This window comes from Brucella grignonensis (assembly GCF_002252505.1).
Classification (GTDB): Bacteria; Pseudomonadota; Alphaproteobacteria; order Rhizobiales; family Rhizobiaceae; genus Brucella; species Brucella grignonensis.
The window spans coordinates 126,845-139,146 of the sequence record NZ_NNRL01000148.1; the positions used below are offsets into that span (position 1 = coordinate 126,845).

The window sequence follows — 12,302 nt, forward strand, 5'->3', positions numbered from 1 at the left end:
TCAGTCTCCCTTATCGAGTCCTGCTTCGCGCGCAAATGCTTTGAGCGATTTCAGCCCCAGTGTCTGATATTCAAATGGATTACGCACATCAGGGTCCTGTTCGGCTTCAATGACCAGCCAGCCCTGATAGCCGTGTTGTGCTGCCACCTTAAGCACGGGTACAAAATCAACGCCGCCTTCCTTATCGCCCGGAACCGTGAAAACGCCGCGGCGCACACCTTCCAGAAAGGACAGGCTCTGATCGCGCACTTCAGCAGCAATCGTCGGGCGCACGTTCTTCGCATGAATGTGGCGAACGCGCCCCATATGGTTCTTTGCAACACGCTCAGGATCGCCACCGCCAAACAGGCAATGGCCTGTATCAAGCAACAGCTTGGCGTGTGGCCCGGTATGTTTCATCAGGAGGTCGATCTCGTCTTCGCTCTGAACAATCGTACCCATATGATGGTGATAGACGAGTGCAATGCCCTGCGCGCTCGCATATTCGGCCAGTGCTTCAACGCCTGCACCAAACTCTGCCCAACGGGATTCTTCCAGAATGGGGCGCTCAGAGAGCGGCTTGTCATCGTCGCCATGAATGGCGTTCGATGTTTCGCAAACGATGATGACCTTGCAGCCCATGGCCTTGAGAAGATCAAGCGCTGGCTGCATCGCAACCTTCTCGTCCTCGATAGAATTGCTAAGTAGGTTCAACGAATGCCAGCCAGAAACATAACGCAGATTGCGCAGTTCGAGTATTGCTTTAAGTTCCGCTGCAACCTGTGGAAATTTATGGCCTTTTTCGATTCCATCGAAGCCGATTTGGGACGTCTCATTGAGGCATTGATGAAGACTTATATGCGCGCCAAGGCTGCGATCATCATCGTTCGACCAGGCAATCGGATTGGTGCCATAGAGGATCATCGGTCAGTTTCTTTCTTTAATCTGAGCTTCATAATTTTCGCGTGCGGCACGCACTTGCTCGCGTTCCGAGACTTCCGGCACAGCCACGTCCCACCACCAGCCGCCGGTTTCAGGTGTCGGATAAGGGTCGGTATCGATGACGATAACTGTGGTGCGCGGGCTGTTGCGCGCTTCGGCCAGCGCATCTTCAAGTTCGCGGATAGAGCCGACCTTTTTGCTGTCGGCTCCCATCGAACGCGCATGGGCTGCGAAGTCGATATTCGACGCGTTCACATGGGTTGTGTGGTCGAGCAGATTGTTGAATTCGGCACCGCCGGTTGCCATCTGCAAACGGTTGATGCAGCCATAACCACGATTATCGGTGAGGACGACTGTGATCTTGATGCCCATCATCACAGAGGTCGCAAGCTCTGAATTGGCCATCATATAGGAGCCGTCGCCGATCATCACGATCACATCGCGGTCAGGCTCTGCCATCTTGATACCAAGCCCGCCAGCGATCTCATACCCCATGCAGGAGAAGCCATATTCCATATGATAGGACATAGGGCGTCCGGCTTTCCAGAGCTGGTGCAATTCGCCCGGCATTGTTCCTGCCGCACACATGACGACGGTATTTTCTTTCGACTGGCGCTGCACAGCACCGATCACCTGCATATCGGTAGGAAGCTCGTTTGCCTCACCTGGGGCGGCTGTGAACCGATCCGCCGCTTCAAACCATTTTGCTTTGAGGCTGCTGTCGAGGGACGGGCGTTCGTAACCTTTTAATCCCGCAGAAAGCTCATTAAGGCCGACTTTCGCATCAGCGACGAGCGAGATAGAGCCATGTTTGTGACTGTCATAGGGTTGAACATTAAGGGAAAGCAACTTGCGGTTCGGATGCTTGAACAGCGCCCATGAGCCGGTCGTGAAATCCTGAAAACGCGTGCCGACACCAATCACCAGATCGGCATTGGCTGCAATTGCATTGGCACTGTCTGCACCGGTGACGCCGACCGGGCCAAAATTGAGCGCATGATCCCACGGTAAAGCCGACTTACCAGCCTGCGTTTCGATAATCGGAATATTGTGGGTTTCTGCAAAGCTTTTCAGCGCTTCATGGGCACCCGAATAATGGACGCCACCGCCCGCAACGATAACCGGGGTCTTTGCAGACTTGATCGCGGCAATAGCAGTTGCAAGCTCCTGCTCATCGGCTGGTGGACGCCGCCAATGCCAGATTTTTGGCGCAAAGAACTCTTCCGGCCAGTCATAGGCTTCGGCCTGAACGTCCTGACAGAAAGACAACGTCACAGGTCCGCAATCCGCAGGATCGGTCATGGTGCGAAAAGCGCGCGGCAGGGCTGTCAGAAGCTGTTCGGGCCGCGTGATGCGATCAAAATAGCGGCTTACGGGGCGGAAACAGTCATTGACGGTCATCGTGCCGTCGTTGAAGTCCTCGATCTGCTGAAGCACGGGATCAGGGCCACGGTTGGCGAAAACATCACCGGGAATGAACAGGACCGGCAGGCGGTTTACGTGGGCGAGTGCCGCCGCTGTGACCATATTGGTTGCGCCGGGCCCAATGGAGGAGGTGACAGCGCAGGCGCGTTTGCGACCGAGCTGCTTGGTATAGGCAATGGCTGCATGAGCCATGGTTTGCTCATTATGGCCACGCCATGTAACGAGCTGATCGCGGATGCCATGAAGCGCCTCGCCAAGTCCTGCGACATTGCCATGGCCGAAAATAGCCCAGACACCAGCGATGAAGGGATCTCCCTCTGGCGTCATCTGATTGGCAATATAGCGCACAAGAGCCTGCGCCGCTGTCAGTCGAACGGTCTTCATCTTTCCTCCCGGCGGAAATCCGCATTCTCGCAATCTCACAAGACAGGCCTCCACCTGTGCCAGAGATGCGTTTATTTCTGTCGCAGCCTATCCCAAAGATCGCAGAAACCGCGATAGCGTTTTGCCATTTCTGCAACTGCATCGGCATTGCTCATTTTGCCAGCAAGCCATTGACGAGCGACATCGCCCAGAATGGTGCGGCCGATGGCAAAACCCTTCACCAGATCAAAGTCCGCAGCAATTTTCAGACTTGCTTCCAGTTCTTCGGCCGGCGCATCAAGCCCCAGCACAACAATGCCGCGCGTGTGAGGATCGTTATGGGTGATCGCTTCGCAAGCATTGTGCCATGCCTTGGCGGTCTTTAGCGGCTCAAGCTTCCACCAGTCAGGATAAACGCCGATTTCATAGAAGCGCTCGATGACTTTGGCGGTGCTCATATCATCGACGGGCGCTACCTTGGATGGAATGACTTCCAGCAGAAACTCGAGGCGGTTGCGGCGAGCAGCCGTGAAAAGTCGCTTCACGGTGGCTTCCTGTTGTGCCTTCACGTCGGCGCTGTCATCAGGGTGATAGAAACATAGAACCTTCACGACGTTCTCGACAGGCCATTCAACAAGGCCGCCGCAATCAGGACCGAGCTCAGGCTCAAGCTCCAAAGGGCGCGAGCTGGGCCATTCCGTTGGACGTCCAATCCACAAGCCAGTCCCGGCGGCACGGTAGAGTGCATCGCGTCCAAGACGACCATCGCAAAGAATGCCATAGCCGCTTTCTCCGCCTGAAACCTCTAATGCAGCATTCAGGCATAGTTCCTTGAATTCACCGATCTTTTCATCTGTAGTTCCGGTTTCCTGTGCCATCTCTTCCAGCTGGATACGGTGGTCAAAAGCGAAGACGCGCATATGGGGCCATTCACCATTACGGTTTGTCGACCAGTGCACCTGTTCAAGTGCCAGATCTTTGCGCAGCGCCTTGTCGCGAATGCCGGTCTTGAAGAAATATTGCAGCTCTTCCCAGCTTGGATAAGCGGGTGTGCAACCGTGTCGCGAAACGGCGAAAGCGCCGCAGGCATTGGCGAATTTCAGGCTCGTCGGCCAGTCTTCACCCTTGAGCCAGCCGCGCAACAGACCAGACATGAAGCCATCGCCCGCGCCAAGAACGTTGAAAACTTCAATCGGAAAACCTTGTCCTGATTGCCCTTGGTCGAGATTGTCAGGAATGTCACCTTCAAAGACCACGGCGCCCATTGGTCCGCGTTTACAAACGAGTGCCGCCTTGGTGACTTTGCGGACGGCTTTAAGCGCTTCAACCGTATCGGTCGAACCGCCAGCAATATGAAATTCTTCTTCTGTGCCGACGATGAGATCGAAAAGGTGCAAGGTTGATTGTAGTTTGGTGGTGACGGAAGCGGATTCGATAAAACGGTTCTCACCGTCGCCATGGCCGGAAAGTCCCCAAAGGTTGGGGCGATAATCGATGTCGAGCACCGTACGGCTGCTGTTTTCCCGCGCAAGCTTCAAAGCTTTGAGGACAGCAGCTTCCGTGCGCGGATGCGACAGATGTGTGCCAGTGGCGAGTACACATCCGGCCTCGGCAATGAAGTCCGGATCAATATCCTCTTCGCAAAGCGCCATGTCGGCGCAGTTTTCGCGATAGAAGATCAGCGGGAAATGTTCCTGATCACGGATGCCAAGGATCACCAGCGCTGTCAGGCGTTGCGGATCGGTGACGATACCGCGCGTATCCACACCTTCACGCGCAAGTTCGCGCAGCAGAAAGCGCCCCATATGCTCGTCGCCGACGCGGGTTATGAGTGCAGATTTGAGGCCCAGTCGAGCAGTGCCAGTCGCGATATTGGTGGGAGAGCCGCCGACATATTTGTTGAAGGATGACATATCTTCAAGCAGACCGCCGACTTGCGCGCCGTAGAGATCCACCGAAGATCGGCCAATTGTTATCAAATCCAGCCGCTTCATTGAAGTCCTCCCTCAGCGCATGCTTTTTTGCTTGAAGAGGCTGCCTGTGACTCACAACACGCAGCAGCCATTCTATTTCTGATTAAAATAGATTTATTATTCCATTTCAATCAAAAAATAGAATGCCGTATCATTTTACGATTGGCGTTCCGTGCCAACGGCGACGGCGAGCGTAATCGCAAGGCAAAGTGTAGCGGAAAGAGAGCGGAAGGCCCCGAAGTCAACTTCGGAAATAAGCAGCGACTCATTGGCAAATTTGCTCATTGGGCTGACAATCGTGTCGGTAATGGCAACGACATCGATGCCGCGTGCGGCGGCATTTTCTGCCATGGCAATGGTTTCAGGCGAGTAGGGTGAGAACGAAATTGCGAGTAGCACATCGCCTTTACGGATAGCGTGCTGGTTTTCCAGCTTGCCGACAGTGCTATGAAGCATCGCCGGAACCTGCATCTTTTCAAGCGCATAGGCCAGATAGCTCGCAACCGGGAATGCGCGTCGAACACCGATGATGTGAATGGTTTCAGCCGTTGCCAGCAGTTTGACAGCCTTTTCGAGCGCGTTTGGTTCAATCGTTTTCAGAAGACCTTCAAGCGATGTACGTCCGGCTTCCGCAAACTCTGCCAAAAGGGCCGGGGCGCTGCCTGCTGCAGTTTCACGCAGATGTTCGAGGCGCGTAGAATAATCGGGCCAACCGCCTGCATAGGATTCGCGAAAAAGCTTCTGCATTTCCGAAAACCCGGAAAAACCCAATATCTGGCAAAAGCGCATGAAGGCCGAACTTTGAACACCAGCGCCTTCTGCCATTTCCGCAACTGTCGAAACGGCGATCCGGTCCTGATTGGCGGCAACGTAATCGGCACATTGCTTCAGACGCTTGGGCAATCGGTCTGCGACTTCGAGCAGTCTTGCCTCGAATTCTTTTACATTCGCCGGGGTAGGGGCTGGCCCACTGGCAGATATATTCGCTTGCGCAGCAACAGCTTGTTCGGTGTCCATTGCCATCCTTTCAGAAACGGTCTCTTGACATCCCATATATCACAATCTAGCAAAATAGAATAAATATTCCATTGCGCTTTCTGTCTCCCGAATAATCGGGAATTGCGCAAAACGGAATAGCGAAACTGATTTATCGGTCAATCGAGGATGGCCGTTTTGGGAGGATGAAGGCAATGGTTACACGTCTTGCTCTGCTTGGTGCCGGTCGTATCGGAAAAGTACATGCGGGCGCAATCGCTTCCGACAAGCGGGCGCAACTGATTGCGGTGGCTGATGCCAATCAGGATGCAGCGCGTGCAATTGCTGATGCGGCTGGTGCGGAAGTTCGTACAATTGATGAGATCGAAAACTCGTCCGATGTGGACGCTGTGCTCATCTGCACGCCAACCAACACCCATGCCGATTTGATCGAACGATTCACACGCGCAGGTAAGGCGGTTTTCTGCGAAAAGCCGATTGATCTCAATATCGAGCGCGTACGGGCTTGCCTCGATGTCATTAAGGAAGCTGGTGGCAAGGTCATGCTCGGCTTCAATCGCCGTTTCGATCCGCATTTTGCCGCCGTTCGTAAGGCGATCAATGATGGCCGTATCGGCAAAGTCGAAATGGTCACGATCACCAGCCGTGATCCGGGTGCTCCACCTGCAGAATACATCAAGGTATCAGGCGGCATCTTCCGCGACATGACCATCCATGATTTTGACATGGCGCGTTTTCTTCTGGGTGAAGAAATTGCAACGGTTTCTGCATCTGCTTCGGTTCTTGTCGATCCAAAGATCGGTGAACTTGGCGACTTCGACAGTGCAAGCGTCATCCTGACCACGGCTTCCGGTCGCCAGTGCGTGATTTCCAATTCGCGCCGGGCTTCGTACGGTTATGACCAGCGCATTGAAGTGCATGGATCGGAAGGGGCGGTTTCGGCTGAGAACCAACGTCCGGTTTCCATCGAAGTTGCATCGAAAGATGGCTATACGCGTCCACCACTGCATGATTTTTTCATGACCCGCTACACAGATGCGTATGCCGCCGAAATTGCAGCTTTCATTGATGCGATTGATAGTGGCAAGGCACCCACACCTTCTGCTGAAGACGGTTTGCAGGCTTTGGCACTTGCCGAAGCAGCACTTCTCTCTGTCAAAGAAGGGCGTGCTGTGAAAGTTGCGGAAGTTCTGGCTTAAGCATTCATTTTCATTTGCCTTTCTCTGCAATCGACTGCGATATGCGGAACATGGCTTATGAAATCGACAAGCTGCCGCTCGAAGAGCTTTTTGTGCCTGTGGCGAATGCTACGGCTGCACTGACAAGACTTGACGAGCGGCTTGCACGCTCTCCGATCCGAGATGGCATGTTGGAGCGCATGCATATGCATGATGCAGTTGCATCCATGTGGCTTGAGGGTGAACTGGTGCATCTTGAGGACCTCGTGTTGCACGATGCTCTGATGGATAGTCGCACCCCCAGCCATGCACTGACTATCGCTCACTCAGTGTTGCGTTTGCGGCGCCAGATTTTCAGCCGTTCACCAAATTGGGCCCTTAGTCCGGCGGGTATGCAGCAGGTTCTCGGACGAAATATCGACGTTCGTAGCGAAGAGACACGTGATTATAACCATCAGGAAGATGAGGATAATGATCCTCTACTTGATGATGTGGATGCCTTGCTTGCACGTACAGACGCTCTGCTGAAAGGCATCATCAAAGAACAGCCGAAATCACAGCCGGTGGAAGCGGATTCGCTTCTTTATGATGATGATTGGGATGAGGATACCCGCTTGCAAGAGTGGCGTGATCAATTTGCCAAGACGGCTCATTTACCACCACTTCTACGTGCTGCACTGATGCATGATGCATGGTTTTCACTGGAAGTGGTGCAGCGTTCAAACTGGGTTGGGCGTTTGCTTGCTGCCGCATATCTGCGGCAGTCGGGCATTGCCGCCAATCATCTGCCTGCACTCAATGTCGGCCTTCGCACGAAGAGGCCAGATGAGCGTCGTTCAACCAACCGATTGGTGCGGCTTAAGACGTTCTTTTCGGCGATTGAGGAAGCTGCGGAATTAAGCATGAAAGAGCATGACCGCCTTTTGCTTGCGCGTGAGCAGATGCAACGCAAGCTCAAGGGGCGGCGCTCCAATTCGCGGTTGCCGCAACTTGTCGACATGATGATGCGCAGCCCATTGGTTTCGAGCCAGATGGTCGAGAAAGAACTTGAGGTCACGCAGCAGGGCGCGCTGAAGCTGATTTCGGATCTCAATTTACGAGAAATCACCGGACGCGGACGGTTCCGCGCCTGGGGTATTCTTTAATTCAGTTCTTCATGCAGTGATTGCGCAGATGGGTTGCGAAAAGCTGATACTCGTTGCGTCGAGCAGCATTCGCGCGCCATACCAAAGCAAGCGAGCGGAAATTGTGTTGTCCTTCATAGGGTACGATGCTGATTTCGCTGCCGCGTGTAACGCCCGCCTTGATAGCGACCTCCGGTAACAGCGTCACACCCATGCCGAATTCAACCAACTGGACCAGCGTCATGATGCTGGTTGCATGAACATCGCCACCTGTCTGTGTTGGCTTTGAACCAATGGCTGCCATGACATGTTCACGCAGACAATGACCAGTCTCCAGCAAAAGAAACGGTTGGTCTTGAAGATCACTTGCTTCAATGCGGTCTCGATTGGCCAAGGCATGGTCGCGGCGTACCGCAAGAAAAAATGGGTCTTGTCCTATGTCAGCGACTTCAAAATCATCGAGATCATAGGGATGAGCAACAAGCGCCACATCAAGCGTTCCCGAGCGCAGATTGTCGAGGAGGGTACGCGTCAGTCCTTCCCGCACGCTCAATTGCAGCTCTGGAAAAGCCTTGGCTGTTGTCGGCAGCACTTTTGGCAGAAGAAACGGCGCAATGGATGGGATGACACCCAGTCGCAAGCGTGTTGTCAGCGGGCGTTCGGCCTGACGCGCATGTTCCGGCAGCTCCTCAATCGAAGCTACGATTTCTCGCGCGCGGTTAAGGAAATCCTCTCCGGCAGGCAGCAATTGCATCCGCCGCCCTGTCCGATCAATCAAGGTTACGCCAATCTCTGCTTCCAGCGTCTGAATGGCCGCGCTTAATGTGGATTGCGTAACGCCGACCGCCTCGGCTGCGCGCGAGAAGGAACCTGCTTTGACGAGCGCTATAAAATAGTGAAGTTGACGAACACTAATGTTGAGCATGGGCTTGAATCTGAAATCTGCTGCCATCGTTTAAATCGATGGATTGGATCGTTTTAATCGCTTTGACCGATTGATTTAGAATGCCTATAGATGACTCGCAAGCAGAGAGTTCTGAAACTTCTGAATTTTCTGTATAACAACGAATTTACAGGCAGGTATGAGATGCTCGGTATCGGTGATAAGCTTCCTTCTTTCAAAGTAACCGGCGTAAAGCCTGGTTTTAACTTCCACGAAGAAAATGGCGTTTCGGCTTTCGAAGAAGTCACCGAAGCAAGCTTCGAAGGCAAGTGGAAGGTCATCTTCTTCTACCCTAAGGACTTCACTTTCGTCTGCCCAACCGAAATCGCTGAATTCGCCCGTCTGGCTTCGGATTTCGAAGATCGCGATGCAGTTGTTCTCGGCGGTTCGACCGACAACGAATTCGTGAAGCTTGCATGGCGTCGCGATCACAAGGACCTCGACAAGCTGCCAATCTGGTCGTTTGCTGACACCAACGGTTCGCTGGTTGACGGCCTCGGCGTTCGTTCGCCAGATGGCGTTGCTTACCGCTACACCTTTGTCGTCGATCCGGATAACACGATCCAGCACGTTTACGCAACCAACCTCAATGTTGGCCGTGCTCCTAAGGACACGCTGCGCGTTCTCGACGCTCTGCAGACCGATGAGCTTTGCCCATGCAACCGCGAAGTCGGTGGCGAAACGCTCAAGGCTGCTTAATCGGCCTCAATGATTTGAGACAAGGCGGGTTAAGGCCCGCCTTTTGTTTATCCAGAACTGACAAATAAAGAGGGTTCCATGTCCATTGATGATCTGAAGTCAAAAATCCCGGATTTCGCCAAGGATGTTCGTCTCAATCTTTCGTCTATGGCGAGCGATGAAACGCTGACGCCTCAGCAGAAATATGGCCTGTTCATCGCCTGCGGCATTGCTTCGCGCAACGCCGATGTGCGCAAGGCGCTGGTTGCTGAAGCCGCTGGAAAAGTTGATGCGACGGTGGTGCAGGCTGCAAAATCTGCGGCCTCTATCATGGGCATGAACAATGTCTATTATCGTTTCGTGCATCTTGCTACGAATAAGGACTATCGCACCATGCCAGCAAAACTGCGCATGAATGTGATCGGTAATCCGGGCGTGGACAAGGTCGATTTCGAGCTGTGGTCGCTGGCTGTTTCGGCAATCAACGGCTGTGGTATGTGCATCGACGCCCACGAAGACGTACTGCGTAAAGCAAATGTGACAACCGAGGTGATCCAGACCGCTGCGCGGTTCGCATCGATCATTCAGTCTGTTGCAATTGCTCTGGAAGCTGCTGACACGGAATAAGTTTGATTTGTTTATCAAAGAAAAGCCCGCGTGAATCGCTCCACGCGGGCTTTTTTGCGTTAAAGGAGAGACTTATTCGCCGCGCTTGAACGAAATAAATGCGAAGCCAATCAATGAGACAACGGCTGCGGCAGACATGTAATAGCCAACATAGTCGAAGCTATAATGGGTTGCGAGCCAGGTTGCGATGTAAGGTGCAACCGATGCGCCGAGAATGCCTGCCAGATTGAAGGTAAGCGAAGCACCAGTATAGCGAACCGAGGTCGGGAATGGTTCAGCAAGAGCCGCGCCAATCGGACCATAGGTCAGGCCCATCAGGCCAAAGCCGATGACGAGGAAGGCAAGAACGCCAGCAGTTCCGCTGAGAAAAAGCGGAGCCATGATGAAACCGTACAGGCCAATCAGCACTGTGACGACGATCATGACAGGACGCATGCCGTATTTATCGGAAAGCAACGCTGCGACCGGGATGGTGAGGCCGAAGAAGATCACGCCAACCATCTGCAGGATGAGGAACTGCTCACGGCTATAGCCGAGCGCGCGCGTCCCCCAACCGAGTGAAAACACAGTCATGAGATAGAACAGAACGAAAGTTGCAACTGCACCGATGGTGCCGAGGAATAGGCTCGACTTATGTTTCTTGAACAGAGTTGCGACCGGAACTTCGACGCGTTCAGCCTTATCGATTGCCTTCTGGAATTCTGGTGTTTCAGCAATCTTCAGACGAATGAAGAGGCCAACACCAACCAGAAGCGCACTGGCGATGAAAGGAATGCGCCAGCCGAAAGACATGAACTGTTCTTCGGTCAGAAGTTCAGCGAGGATCAGGAAGATACCTGTTGCGAGAATGAAGCCGACGGGTGCACCAAGCTGCGGGAACATGCCATACCATGTACGCTTGCCTTCAGGCGCGTTCTCGGTTGCGAGCAGAACTGCACCGCCCCATTCGCCACCAAGGCCAAGGCCCTGACCCAGACGGCAGAGCGCGAGCAGGAGAGCCGCCCATACGCCGATGGATTCATAAGTTGGCAGGAAGCCGATTGCGACGGTGGAAATACCCATAGTCATCAGGGCTGCGACGAGTGTCGCCTTGCGACCAACCTTATCGCCGAAGTGACCGAACAACGCGCCGCCGATAGGACGTGCGAAGAAGGCAATAGCGAAAGTCGCCAGAGACTGGAGCAGTGCTGAGTTGCCGTCACTTGCCGGGAAAAAGAGATGCGGGAACACGATTACCGCAGCAGTGGCATAAATATAAAAGTCAAAGAATTCGATAGTTGTGCCGATCATGCTTGCGGCCAGAACGCGGCGCGCAGAATTTTTCTTCGGAACAACTGCTTGAGCGACAGTCATTGTTTCATATCCATATTTATGGGCTGTACGTTTGGGAGGAAGCCCGAGATGGTGCCTTCTTAGTGCCACAAAACACGAAACCGCAAGCTTAAAAGGGGGCTCACGTAATTTTCTGTTTTCGAATGTACTGTTTTCGAAACAAAGTGAATATTTGATGCGGTTTCAGGGGGAAAGCTACGGCCTTTCAATTGCCTTAAGGTAGCCTTAAGATGAATTTCTGAACTTGGAATCACAATGACTGCGCTGGCTTTTAGATACGACAACGTTGGCATGAATTTTCGCAAACATTCTGTTTTGCGAATGCCTTCTCGTATGCTGATTGCTCTATTGTCGTTGCTCTTTTTGGTTTCAACGCAGATGTGCTATGCCATGGCGCACGATCTTCCGCAGATTGTAGCAGTCACCGACTGCCATGAGACGGTTAAGATTCTAAAACATGATGCAGGGCATTCAATGCCGACGGATCATGGAAAGAAGGCATCTGCCGCCTGTGTGATGATGAGCTGTGGCGGCATCATACAGCTTGCCTCAGATGTCGCTCTGTTCACGCCGGATCATGAGTTCGGGCTTCCTCCACGTGTTGCGGCATTGAATAGCAGCGATCCATTTGGCGTGTTGCGCCCTCCAATATCTTACCAGATCTAGTCCTTAGAAACGCTGCCACTTCTTTGGCGGCAATGAGCGCATTTCGAAAATACACGAGCGATTTCGGACGAGATGC

General features: G+C 53.3%; 11 protein-coding genes. 5 read left to right on the forward strand and 6 right to left on the reverse strand.

Features of this window, described 5'->3' with window-relative positions; all coding sequences use genetic code 11:
- The 4 genes from iolE to CEV33_RS03705 form a co-directional block, all read right to left on the reverse strand.
- A complete protein-coding gene (gene iolE, locus CEV33_RS03690) occupies window positions 1-903 on the reverse strand; it encodes a myo-inosose-2 dehydratase (protein WP_094539105.1) in 903 nt (300 codons plus the stop codon).
- 3 nt (window positions 904-906) lie between these two features.
- Window positions 907-2,730: a 3D-(3,5/4)-trihydroxycyclohexane-1,2-dione acylhydrolase (decyclizing) gene (gene iolD, locus CEV33_RS03695; RefSeq protein WP_094539106.1), complete on the reverse strand. Its 1,824-nt coding sequence runs from the start codon at window positions 2,728-2,730 to the stop codon at window positions 907-909.
- 71 nt (window positions 2,731-2,801) lie between these two features.
- On the reverse strand, window positions 2,802-4,703 hold the full coding sequence (locus CEV33_RS03700; RefSeq protein ID WP_094539107.1) for a bifunctional 5-dehydro-2-deoxygluconokinase/5-dehydro-2-deoxyphosphogluconate aldolase: 1,902 nt from the start codon (window positions 4,701-4,703) through the stop codon (window positions 2,802-2,804).
- Window positions 4,704-4,838: 135 nt separating this feature from the next.
- Complete coding sequence (locus CEV33_RS03705) at window positions 4,839-5,699, reverse strand: MurR/RpiR family transcriptional regulator (RefSeq protein WP_094539108.1); 861 nt, start codon at window positions 5,697-5,699, stop codon at window positions 4,839-4,841.
- A gap of 173 nt (window positions 5,700-5,872) precedes the next feature.
- Here CEV33_RS03705 and iolG point away from each other — a divergent pair, with 173 nt between their 5' ends.
- Both iolG and CEV33_RS03715 read left to right on the forward strand, forming a co-directional pair.
- Window positions 5,873-6,877: an inositol 2-dehydrogenase gene (gene iolG / locus CEV33_RS03710; RefSeq protein ID WP_094539109.1), complete on the forward strand. Its 1,005-nt coding sequence runs from the start codon at window positions 5,873-5,875 to the stop codon at window positions 6,875-6,877.
- A 50-nt stretch (window positions 6,878-6,927) separates the two neighbouring features.
- Window positions 6,928-8,001 (forward strand): RHE_PE00001 family protein, encoded by a 1,074-nt coding sequence (locus tag CEV33_RS03715; RefSeq protein WP_094539110.1) that lies wholly within the window; start codon window positions 6,928-6,930, stop codon window positions 7,999-8,001.
- 1 nt (window position 8,002) lies between these two features.
- Here the strand turns inward: CEV33_RS03715 and CEV33_RS03720 are convergent, their stop codons facing one another.
- Window positions 8,003-8,905 (reverse strand): hydrogen peroxide-inducible genes activator, encoded by a 903-nt coding sequence (locus tag CEV33_RS03720; RefSeq protein ID WP_094539241.1) that lies wholly within the window; start codon window positions 8,903-8,905, stop codon window positions 8,003-8,005.
- A gap of 162 nt (window positions 8,906-9,067) precedes the next feature.
- Between CEV33_RS03720 and CEV33_RS03725 the strand changes: the two genes are divergently transcribed.
- Window positions 9,068-9,622 carry a peroxiredoxin gene (locus CEV33_RS03725; RefSeq protein ID WP_024896329.1) on the forward strand — a complete coding sequence of 185 codons (555 nt, stop codon included), beginning with the start codon at window positions 9,068-9,070 and terminating at the stop codon, window positions 9,620-9,622.
- Window positions 9,623-9,700: 78 nt separating this feature from the next.
- Entirely contained in the window at window positions 9,701-10,228 is a 528-nt protein-coding gene (locus tag CEV33_RS03730) for a carboxymuconolactone decarboxylase family protein (RefSeq protein ID WP_094539111.1), read from the forward strand.
- Window positions 10,229-10,300: 72 nt separating this feature from the next.
- Here the strand turns inward: CEV33_RS03730 and CEV33_RS03735 are convergent, their stop codons facing one another.
- Window positions 10,301-11,581: an MFS transporter gene (locus tag CEV33_RS03735; RefSeq protein WP_094539112.1), complete on the reverse strand. Its 1,281-nt coding sequence runs from the start codon at window positions 11,579-11,581 to the stop codon at window positions 10,301-10,303.
- A gap of 234 nt (window positions 11,582-11,815) precedes the next feature.
- On the opposite strand from CEV33_RS03735, the gene CEV33_RS03740 reads away from it, so the two are divergent.
- Window positions 11,816-12,226: a hypothetical protein gene (locus tag CEV33_RS03740; protein ID WP_235818355.1), complete on the forward strand. Its 411-nt coding sequence runs from the start codon at window positions 11,816-11,818 to the stop codon at window positions 12,224-12,226.
- Window positions 12,227-12,302 lie beyond the last annotated feature (76 nt).

What these genes read in the sequence shown, in the direction of transcription:
- CEV33_RS03740 (WP_235818355.1), top strand. Translation starts at nt 11,816, where the DNA reads ATGACTGCGCTGGCTTTTAGATACGACAACGTTGGCATGAATTTTCGC.
- CEV33_RS03715 (WP_094539110.1), top strand. Translation starts at nt 6,928, where the DNA reads ATGGCTTATGAAATCGACAAGCTGCCGCTCGAAGAGCTTTTTGTGCCT.
- iolG (WP_094539109.1), top strand. Translation starts at nt 5,873, where the DNA reads ATGGTTACACGTCTTGCTCTGCTTGGTGCCGGTCGTATCGGAAAAGTA.
- CEV33_RS03730 (WP_094539111.1), top strand. Translation starts at nt 9,701, where the DNA reads ATGTCCATTGATGATCTGAAGTCAAAAATCCCGGATTTCGCCAAGGAT.
- iolE (WP_094539105.1), bottom strand. Translation starts at nt 903, where the DNA reads ATGATCCTCTATGGCACCAATCCGATTGCCTGGTCGAACGATGATGAT.
- CEV33_RS03735 (WP_094539112.1), bottom strand. Translation starts at nt 11,581, where the DNA reads ATGACTGTCGCTCAAGCAGTTGTTCCGAAGAAAAATTCTGCGCGCCGC.
- CEV33_RS03700 (WP_094539107.1), bottom strand. Translation starts at nt 4,703, where the DNA reads ATGAAGCGGCTGGATTTGATAACAATTGGCCGATCTTCGGTGGATCTC.
- CEV33_RS03720 (WP_094539241.1), bottom strand. Translation starts at nt 8,905, where the DNA reads ATGCTCAACATTAGTGTTCGTCAACTTCACTATTTTATAGCGCTCGTC.
- iolD (WP_094539106.1), bottom strand. Translation starts at nt 2,730, where the DNA reads ATGAAGACCGTTCGACTGACAGCGGCGCAGGCTCTTGTGCGCTATATT.
- CEV33_RS03705 (WP_094539108.1), bottom strand. Translation starts at nt 5,699, where the DNA reads ATGGACACCGAACAAGCTGTTGCTGCGCAAGCGAATATATCTGCCAGT.
- CEV33_RS03725 (WP_024896329.1), top strand. Translation starts at nt 9,068, where the DNA reads ATGCTCGGTATCGGTGATAAGCTTCCTTCTTTCAAAGTAACCGGCGTA.